The organism is Mucilaginibacter sp. P5_A4 (assembly GCF_056400605.1).
The window spans coordinates 1-10,408 of the sequence record NZ_JBFUKX010000087.1 but is presented as its reverse complement, the minus strand read 5'-3'; the positions used below and the strand labels follow the sequence as shown (position 1 = coordinate 10,408).

The 10,408-nt window shown below is 41.4% G+C and carries 7 protein-coding genes; 3 read left to right on the top strand and 4 right to left on the bottom strand.

What is annotated here, in order from left to right:
* Window positions 1–97 precede the first annotated feature (97 nt).
* From AC1DQW_RS26835 to AC1DQW_RS26820, 4 genes are all read right to left on the bottom strand, one after another.
* A complete protein-coding gene (locus tag AC1DQW_RS26835) occupies window positions 98–1,156 on the bottom strand; it encodes a proline iminopeptidase-family hydrolase (protein ID WP_477456863.1) in 1,059 nt (352 codons plus the stop codon).
* A 176-nt stretch (window positions 1,157–1,332) separates the two neighbouring features.
* A complete protein-coding gene (locus tag AC1DQW_RS26830; RefSeq protein WP_477456862.1) occupies window positions 1,333–2,154 on the bottom strand; it encodes a tyrosine-protein phosphatase in 822 nt (273 codons plus the stop codon).
* A gap of 71 nt (window positions 2,155–2,225) precedes the next feature.
* Window positions 2,226–3,794, bottom strand: coding sequence for a SusD/RagB family nutrient-binding outer membrane lipoprotein (locus AC1DQW_RS26825; protein ID WP_477456861.1), 1,569 nt, complete (start codon window positions 3,792–3,794; stop codon window positions 2,226–2,228).
* Between the two features lie 27 nt (window positions 3,795–3,821).
* Complete coding sequence (locus AC1DQW_RS26820; RefSeq protein ID WP_477456860.1) at window positions 3,822–7,193, bottom strand: SusC/RagA family TonB-linked outer membrane protein; 3,372 nt, start codon at window positions 7,191–7,193, stop codon at window positions 3,822–3,824.
* Window positions 7,194–7,503: 310 nt separating this feature from the next.
* Here AC1DQW_RS26820 and AC1DQW_RS26815 point away from each other — a divergent pair, with 310 nt between their 5' ends.
* The 3 genes from AC1DQW_RS26815 to AC1DQW_RS26805 all read left to right on the top strand — a co-directional run bounded on the left by AC1DQW_RS26815 (window position 7,504) and on the right by AC1DQW_RS26805 (window position 10,374).
* Window positions 7,504–7,986 carry a VOC family protein gene (locus AC1DQW_RS26815; RefSeq protein ID WP_477456859.1) on the top strand — a complete coding sequence of 161 codons (483 nt, stop codon included), beginning with the start codon at window positions 7,504–7,506 and terminating at the stop codon, window positions 7,984–7,986.
* A 143-nt stretch (window positions 7,987–8,129) separates the two neighbouring features.
* Window positions 8,130–10,001: a CocE/NonD family hydrolase gene (locus tag AC1DQW_RS26810; RefSeq protein ID WP_477456858.1), complete on the top strand. Its 1,872-nt coding sequence runs from the start codon at window positions 8,130–8,132 to the stop codon at window positions 9,999–10,001.
* Between the two features lie 85 nt (window positions 10,002–10,086).
* Window positions 10,087–10,374 (top strand): hypothetical protein, encoded by a 288-nt coding sequence (locus AC1DQW_RS26805; protein WP_477414204.1) that lies wholly within the window; start codon window positions 10,087–10,089, stop codon window positions 10,372–10,374.
* The last annotated feature ends 34 nt before the right edge of the window (window positions 10,375–10,408 follow it).

Here is a 10,408-nt window from a genome sequence, read left to right as displayed (position 1 = left end):
GATTAACTTATACCATTACCGCTCATAAACATAAAACCGGCCTGGTACATAATTGTACACCAGACCGATTTGAGTTTTAGGAGGTTATGACTCAACCTCAAATCTTAACTTTCTTTTCCCCTGCATCTACTCCTTTCATAAACTTAATCAGCCCGTTCATATAAGTTTGCTGATCATCATATAAACTCATGTGGCTGCCATTTACACAGTACAGGTAACTGCCATTTTGAACTTTGCCGGCTATCATTTCCATATGCTTAGGATCCATGGTATCGTACTGCCCACCAATGCTCAGCATCGGAACAGCAATTTTGGGCAAATCGGCCACACGATCCCAGTTTAACAATTTACCGGCTACACCAAATTCGCTTGGCCCCTGCATCGTTACATATAACGATTCGTTCAATTTACCTAAGGAGCGGTTCAACGGCTCGGGCCATTTATCAAGCGGAATGCGGCAGATATGTTTGGCATAAAAGTTTGGCATTAGCAATTGCATGTATTCAGGATTTTTAAAATCGCCCTTAGCTTCAATAGTCCGGATGCGTGCTAAAACTTTAGGATCAAACTGTTTGGCCAGTACATCATTGGCATATTTGCCATAATCGGGTATGCTCATCATCATATTTGATATTATGAGCCCTTTTAAATGCTGCTGATACTTCTGGGCATACTCCATAGCCAAAATACCGCCCCATGAATGGCCCAGCAGGTAAAAATTACTGCTATCCAGGTTTAAAGCCTGGCGCACCTGCTCTACCTCTTCTACATAGCGGGGCAAACTCCATAAGGCTGTATCTTTAGGATTATCGGAGTTACCGCAACCCAGTTGGTCGTAGTAAATCAGCTCGATACCTTCGGCGGGTAAAAAGCTTTCCATACATTCAAAATATTCATGAGTAGCACCCGGACCGCCGTTTAACAACAGCAGTTTAATTTTAGGGTTATTGCCTATCTTTTTTGTCCATATGTGAAATTTGCCTTTTGGCGTATTGATTGTAACCACCTGTACGCCGCCGTTTTTTACACCGGCTGTGGTATCCTGGAAATAGCTGCTTAAGCTACTACCGCCTTGCTGTGGAGCATCGGGTTGTTTGCAGGCACATAACCAGCTAAAAGCTATGAGCGTAATGGCTTTAAGATAATTTTTTATCATAAAAGTTTTGATTATGTTATAATCTAAAACTAAGGATAAATATTAAAAGGCCAATAAAAAAGAAAAAGCCGCCATTGTAGTGGCAGCTTTTTATTAAATCATTTGTTTCTGTTTTAAAAATTGAACTTGCAAGTTCTTGCTTTAGGCTTTGGGTATTCTGCTTTTGGCTTCAAGAGTTATTCCAAAAACTTCTTTTTAAGCTTTTTAATATCGGCATCGCTTAAGCCTATCTGCGTTTTAAGGTAGTTATCCACAGAACCGTATTGTTTTTTTATTGCGGTAAATGTTGCATCCAGGTATTTGGGTTTAGCCAGCATCATATCGTTGGCTACATTTTTATCAACATGCATTGCCATTACCATACCTGTGGTCGCCTTTTTATTTTCGGTCGCGCGATAATAGTTTGTGGCTTCATAATCTTTAAGGATAGTATCATAAGGTACGCCCAGGCTGTAAAGCAGCAATGCCGCGCCTATCCCGGTACGATCTTTACCTGCAGTACAATGAAAAACCAAACCTTCGCCTGCGGGTAATTCCATCAGCTTAGCAAAAAAAGGTTTGTAGCGAGCGGCTAAAGAATCGGTTTTGCTATAAAAATCAACCATCAATGAATCGCCGCCGTTGCCTTTAAGATGCACAATCCCTTTCATCCACTCGGTTAAATTGTTGCTACCGGCGGGGGCCAAAATATAATTAGTTCCCGGGCTGATACGGTCTGGCGCCTGAGCCGATTCTTTATGACCACGCAGGTCGACATCATAGGTTATTTTTTTGGCCTTTAATACAGCCAGGTCGACATCGGTTAATTTGCTGATATCTGCGCTGCGATATATTTCGCCCCACTTTACATGATGTCCGTCGGTTGTTGTGTAACCACCCAGATCGCGGAAATTTACGGCTCCCTGCAGTTCAACTTTACGTTTTGCACTATCGGCAATCTGCGCGTTAACGCCCGTTGCAATACATGCAGCTATCAGCAATAATTTTAGTTTTTTCATATCCGTTTTAATGTAAAAAACAGGGTGCTTATTGCTAAACCCCTGTTTAATGTATTTAGATTAGTGTGTGTTTACTTAGTTAACCAGGTATCTTTAAACACATCGTCAGTACCACCAAACTGGCTGCTTATCGCTTTTTGGTAGTTGGCGTTGTTAGCGTTGATCTCATCTAAAGGATACAACCAGCGATGTGGTAATTTACCACCAGCGGTACCTAAACCTGTACCACCTTCGCTGAATGCCGGTAAGCCGGTACGGCGGTGGTTAAAATAGGCTTCCCAGCCAGAATTCATAAAGAACGCTACGTATTTTTGTTGTAAAATTTGGGTAAGAGCAACAGCAGGTGAAGCCAGGTTATAGCTTACATTAGCAAGAAATGTAGCATTATCTGTTGTAACGGTGCCAAGGCTTTTACCCGCCACATCAGATACCGAAACAGTTGAATTTGCGGCAACATTTAAACCAAAGTTGCTGAAAGAGGCTGCTATACCTTTATCGTACCAGGTTTTGGCATCGGCCGCTGTAAGTGCTGGCGCCCAGCCTCTGTTGATGCCTTCGGCAATGTTAAAGCTCATCTCAGGATAACCAATAAAAATAAACGGCTCGGCGGTACTTCCTGTAGAATTGCCTAGATAACGTGCCGCATTAAAGAATGAGTATTTACCTGTTGCAGCCTCATTTTGTAAAGTTGCAAGGGAAGTACCCGGGTCAGCGCCAAGATATTTTGAAAAGTCGGCAACGTTTGTATTGGTAACCGGCGTAGCCATTAAATAGGTACGCGGATCTTTTGTAGAAGTGGTTATATCCAATACGGTTTTACCAACGTTCATAAAGTTATTGTATGAATTGCTACCGGCAGCAAAAATTGGGTACAGGTTGGTTGCATTAAACTTATAAACTACGTTATCGGCATTGCTTGCCATTACCGGGTAGGTAGCTGGATTACCAACAATTGCTGCAAACTGCGATTTGATATTTAAATCTGCATTGTCGTCGGCACGTTTGCTAAGGCTAATCAACACCCTTAATTTGTAAGTATTGATCACTTTTTGCCATTGAAGGTTAGTAAGTCCAAAAATGTCGCCGCTATCAAAGATGGCTCCAGGGCTTCCGGCCCCGGCTAAAATTGTATTGGCATCATCCAATAACTTTAACGATGCCTGGTAAACATCATGCTGTTTATCAAAAACCGGGGTTAAATACTTTATATCACCGGCCTGGCTCATTGGGATATCACCTACCCTTTGCGACAACCAGATAGCTGAGTATGCCCGAAAGAACTTAGACAGGGCAAAATATTTATTGGTATTATTACCCAACTGCGCCTGTGCCTGGTACTCTAACTGTATGGCATACTTTAATAATTCGTAACTGTGCCCGCTGTACGACCAGGTATCCTCATTGGTACCCCAGTATTTGGCGTAGTTAGAAACCTGGAACTGGTTTGATTTATTAACATCGCCAAATGGCATTTCTTCTGACCTGACCAATACGGCGGTGAGGTGGTTTACAATTAAAGAAACCGGGATAACCGAGTTTGCATTAACCGCGTTGGGATTTGACGTAAGGTCGCCCTTTTGACAACCCGTGATTGACATTGTCAATACAAACGCAGCTGTGATTAATTTTAAAGCTTTCATCTTTATAAATATGTTTTATAAAATATTTTAGAATGTTACGTTAAGGTTAAAACCATACCTGCGCGCTGTTGTGCTTTGCAGTGCACCGTTTGCAGCGGCACCACCGGTTGTACCGTCAGACGCATTGTAACCAGAAGCATATTGGTCGATATCAAAATCTTTACGCGCTGCAAAATATAGCAGGTTTCTGCCTACCAATGAGATTGATATCGCTTTAATAGCCTTGTTTTGCAGATATTTAGATGGAACATTATAACCAATCGTTACCTCTCGTAATTTGGCAAATGACCGGCTGATCATGTACATTTCATCGATAGATTTAACGTTACCGTTTAAATAACCTTGAACTGTAATAGGTGTTGTATTAGGAGCAAATGTAAGTTCGCTCATGTTAGAGATAACACCATTTTGGAATTTAGGCGTACCGCTAACAATTTTAACACCTGCACCACTTTCGTTACCCAATAGCGATGCAGTAGGTGCTTGCGTACCAACTTTGGTTGAGTTCCACTCTGCTAAACGTGCAGCGCCAATAGCACCCTGAACGGTTGACAGATCACTACCACCTTGCCTTGTTGCATAGTAGTTATAATCATAAATAACACCACCTATACGGCCATCAACCTGGAAGCTAAAGCTTATGTTTTTGTACGAGAACCTGTTATTAATACCAAAGGTAAAATCAGGATTAAGATGGCCTAATGCGCCATATACCTGGCTGTTAGACCCAGTAGCCTTTAAAAGAGCACCATTCGCGTCATACACAATATTGCCGCTGCCATCTCTTAGGAATTTAGTACCATACACTTCATCAACCCTGCTGCCTTCTGCATTGGTGTGGTTAGCATATAATGCTATATCTGTTAAACCTCCATAACCAATTTTTTGAAGTGTTTCCTTAAACGTTGAATAGTTTACATTCACATCCCATGAAAAACCATCTTTGTTGCGGAACGGCGAACCTGTTAATGATAACTCAAAGCCTGCTCTTTTGGTTGTAACCGCGTTTTGATTACCCGCAGTGTATGTGGTTGATGGGGCTGCCTGTATCTGGTAAATTTGCGGCCCGTTCTCGGTATAAAAATAAGTAGCATCTAAACCTAAGCGGTTATTAAGGAATTTTATATCCATACCCCCTTCATACGATAATCTATTTAAAGGTTTTAAATTGGCGTTAGCCTTAACCGTTGAATAAGTAACTGAAGCCTGGTTATTATATAAGGTAGAGTATGCTGCTGCATCCTGGTTGGTGTAGCTTGGGCCATCGTATGAACTGTATAGTTCTGTACCATAATTTAAAAGCGTGCTTGTAGTAATACCCGTAACTTGCTTATAGGCGGTACCTACGGTTGACTGCGTTAAGCCGCTTTTTACATCTGCAAACGATGCCCTGAATTTCAGAAAGCTGATGGCATGAGGTAATTCAACATAATCAGACACCGCTGTTGAAATTGAAGCAGAAGGATAAAAAAAGCTTTGGTTACCCTTAGGCAATGTTGATAAATGATCTAAACGGCCGGTGGTATTGATATTGAAGTATTTATCGTAACCAAAATCAAATGAATAGTACCCGCTATAAACCTGCATTTTTGAATCCCAGGTGTAAGAAAGCGGAGCTTGTGAGGAGTTTGACAATACGTAAACGTTAGGCACGGCCAAGGCCCTTGTAGTACCGTAGAATGAATTATATGTAAACGTACGTGAGTTTGCGCCCGCTAAGCCAGATATTACCCATTTACCAAATGTTTTATTGTAATTCAATTGTAAATCGGTATTGTTTTCAAACAGCTTCCGGTCGTCTTCGCGGTAATCACCATACCAGCCAAATTTATACCATGATGTATAAGCATTTAAGTTAGCAGACGATGGAACCTGCTCAGTTCTCTGCTGGTTCCAGGTTGAAACCTGTGAACGCAAGCTTACATTCAAATCTTTAGTAATCTTATAGTTTAATCTTAAATAGGCATAAATATCAGTTTTATCGTGACCGCGTAACCACTTTTTGGCCATAAACCAAGGGTTATTTAACCGGCCGTACTCCTGTGCATATTGCACTAAGTCCTGAACGCCCTGGGGGCCCTTGTAAATATCTTCCAGGTCGCGTACATCGTAGTCTGCAGAACCATAAACCTTAAACATATAAATGTAACTATTTGGTCCGTAACTAACATCCGGGATGTTCGGCGTATACTGTTTGTTGAAGTTCATACTTCCGTCAACGCTCAGTTTTGGAGTAATGTTATAGCTTGAGTTAAGGCTAAAGTTATCGGAGTTTAACTTGGTATTAGGGAACATACCCTTTTGATACATGTGGGTATATGACAACCTGATGTTATAGTTTGAACCACTTGCCGCAACCGCCAGGTTGTTGGTAGATATAATACCCGTTTGTTTAAAATTGGCAAAGTTGTCTTTACCGCGGGCTAACCATGGAGTTGGTGTACGTACACCTGTAACGGTATTGTAAGGGCTATCGTATTGGCGTAACAGCTGCCCTTCAAAGCGGGGGCCATATTCACCTAAGCGGTTTGCATTATCATACAAAACATCGCCCGATGGTACATAAACGTTGCTGTTATCCTTCGCCTGGTATTCATAGTGGTAGTTATTACCACGGCCATATTCAGTTTGTGCTTCAGGGGCTGCAATAAGGCCGCCTTCAAACAATGTACTGCTATTTACGTTAACTTCCCAGCCTTTTTTATCGTTAGTTCCTTTTTTAGTGGTGATGATAATTGCACCGTTAATACCTCTTGAACCATATAAGGCAGCGGCGTTGGGGCCTTTTAAAATCGAATATGTTTCGATGTCATCAGGGCTGATGTTCCAGGTATCAGAGTTTATCGGGCTTCCATCAACTACAAAAAGCAAATCCTTGTTACCGCGTAAAACAATTTCCGGTCTGCCTAATAACTCGGCATTTGTACCAATAGTTAAACCGGCAACCTTACCGGCCAGGGAATTGATTGGATTTGGTTCGCGGGCCTTTACCAAATCAGGACCTTTCACTTCCTGAATGCTATAACCAAGTCTTCTTACTTCTTTTTTAATACCGTAAGCCGTTACCACAACTTCGGTTAAAGTTTTTGAATCGGTTTTCATTTGCACCGAAAGATTAGGATCGGCGCCAATTTCAAGTTCCTGTGGTGTGTAACCAAGAAATTTAAAGATTAAAACCTGGCCCTTTTCGGCACCGATGGTAAAACGGCCTTCGCGACCTGTAACTGTACCTGTGGGAGTTCCTTTAATCTGGACACTCACCCCGGGGAAGGGTTGGTTATTTTCATCTAAAACTATACCCCTGATAGTTAAATTTTGGGCGTATAAGCCACTATAAGTAAATACCGAAGTAAGTACAATAAATAACCATCGGGAAATTTTGAGTAATTTTTTTTCCATTGTTAAGTTAATTTTCTTGCAAAACTATCCCGGCTTTATTAAGCCATGATTTTTACAGTGATACCAAAAAATTAACTAATTATGAATAAACAGCTTAAACAGCGCTTATGTATCCGGTATGTTACCCGAATTTTAATTTATAACCCCCAGGAAAAATGTATCTTATTGGTTAATTGAATATTAGCGGATTGCTGAATTTTATAAATCATACTCATTTCGTAATTAACCCCCTAAAATGTCATGATCACACCATTTATACCGAGACTAATGCAGGTATATTTGTTTAACAAATTAATAAACTAAAACCATTATGAAAATCAAGCAAAAGATCACCCCGTTTTTATGGTTCGATGACCAGGCCGAAGAAGCTATAAATTTTTATACTGCTGTATTTAAAAATTCGGAAGTTGGCAATATTGCCCGTTATGGCGATGCCGGCCCTGGTGAAAAGGGAAAAGTAATGACCGGCACATTCACGCTGGCCGGCCAACAATTTATGGCACTTAACGGTGGCCCCATGTTTAAATTCACCGAGGCCATATCTATGTTTGTTGACTGTAAAGACCAGGATGAAGTAGATTACTTTTGGGAAAAACTATCAGAAGGGGGAGAAAAATCAAGATGCGGCTGGTTGAAAGACAAATTTGGTTTATCATGGCAGGTGGTTCCCGAAACTTTGGGCGAATTACTATACAGCACCGATCCGCAAACATCGGGCAGGGTAATGCAGGCCATGATGAAAATGGATAAGATCATTATCCAGGATTTAAAAGACGCTGCTGAAGGCAAATAACTGTACAGCAACCACATATTTTAATTTAAGTCGCCTGAGCAGTATCGGGTGACTTTTTTTATGCAGCCTGTTGTAACAATAAAGTGGCACTTAGCCAAAATCCGGGCGATTGATTAAATTGCAATAATTTAACTGATCGACTTATGAAACAATTGCTCCTCTTTTTAGGGCTTACTATGTGGTGTGCCCTTGCCAGCGCCCAACCGCCTGATGATTCTACCTATATCAGGCAAAATTATACCAAAATGGAAAAGCTAATTACCATGCGCGATGGTAAAAAACTATTCACCTCTATATACATGCCCAGGGATCAATCCAAAAAATATCCCATTATGATGACCCGGACACCTTATACAGTATCTCCGTACGGTGCAAATGAATACAGGCGTACCCTTGGCCAAAATATGTTATTTGCCAAAGCAGGCTATATTTTTGTTTACCAGGATGTACGCGGCCGTTGGATGAGTGAAGGTGATTATATAGATGTTCGCCCTATTATAGATAACAAAAAGAAGAAAACAGATATCGACGAAAGCAGCGATACTTATGACACGATTGACTGGCTTATAAAAAACCTGCCCAACAACAATGGCAGAGTGGGCATTGAGGGCATCTCCTATCCCGGCTTTTACTCAACCGCATCGCTACCAAACGCGCACCCTGCATTAAAAGCGGTATCGCCCCAGGCCCCGGTTACCGATTGGTTTATTGGCGACGATTTTCACCACAATGGCGCATTCATGATGATGGATGCCTTTAACTTTTATAGCAGCTTTGGTGTGCCCCGCCCCAGGCCCATTACCCCTAAAGAGTTTAAAAGCAATATTAAACCCGCATTTAAAGATAACTACAAGTTTTACCTGGAGATGGGAGCATTGCCCAATTTCAAAAAACGTTACATGGGCGACTCCATTAAATTTTGGAACGATCTGATGTCGCATCCAAATTATGATGAGTTTTGGAAAGCGATGAACATCCGTCCGCACTTAAAAAACATCACCCCAGCTACCATGACCGTTGGTGGATTTTTTGATGCCGAAGACTGCTTTGGCGCATTACATGTTTACAATGCCTTAGAAAAGCAAAATCCGCAAGGTCATAAAAACATGCTGGTAATGGGGCCATGGTTCCACGGCGGCTGGGAAAGTAAGGATGGAACTCTTTTTGCCGACCAAAATTTTGAATCGAACACAAGCCAATGGTTCCGCGAAAACGTAGAGCTTCCTTTTTTTAATTATTACCTAAAAGATGAAGGCTCCATGGACCTGCCCGAAGCAACCATATTTATTACCGGCAGCAACCAATGGAAAAAGTTTGATACCTGGCCACCAAAAAACACCATCGAAAAAACATTATATTTTCAGGCTGATAGTAAACTTTCGTTCACTGCCCCATCCGCCACAAATAGTTTTGATGAGTATGTGAGCGACCCAAATGCTCCTGTGCCTTACCAGGATGGCATACAAAAAAGCCGCACACGGGAGTATATGCTGGACGACCAACGTTTCGCTGGTCGCCGCCCTGATGTTAAGGTTTACCAAACTGATACACTTACCGAAGATATGACCCTTACCGGCCCCCTAATGGCCGATCTGTTTGCATCAACTACAGGTACGGATGCGGATTATGTGGTAAAATTAATTGATGTTTTCCCGGATACTTACCCCAACCCTATTCCAAACCCTAAAAATGTAACCCTTGCCGGTTACCAGATGCTGATTCGCGGTGAAGTTTTCAGGGGGCGTTTCCGTAACTCGTTTGAGAAACCCGAGGCTTTTGTGCCCGGCAAGGTCACCGAAATAAAATATGCCCTGCCTGACGTAGCACACACTTTCAGAAAAGGGCATCGCATTATGATCCAGGTGCAAAACTCATGGTTCCCCCTGGTTGACCGCAATCCACAAAAATTTGTAGATATATACCAGGCCACAGATGCCGATTTTCAAAAGGCAACACACCGTATTTATCATGATGGCCAAAATAAATCGGCGGTGAAGCTTACAGTGCTTGAATAGGCCATTATAAATATATCGCACCTGTTGCCTTGAGCTTTCCGCTTTAAGCTCTTTTATCCCTCCTAACCCTATAAAACAAAAAAAGATGGGTAGCCCAAATGCTATCCATCTATTGTTTACAAATAAATGTAATACCCCTGATTATTTTGCAACCTTCTTAGCCGGAATTAAAGGCAAAATGATAATTGCTAAAAATGCGGCAACTTCTAATACGATTAACATAGTTTTAATTTTTAAAATGATTATTGAATTATTGACAGTGGAAGTGATACCCAATTATTTCGCAACTCTTTTAGCTGGAATTAAAGGTAAAACGATAACTGCTAAAAACGCGGCAACTTCTAATACGATTAACATAGTTTTAATTTTTTAAGTGATTTTTATATTATTAATAGCTTGTGGAAGCG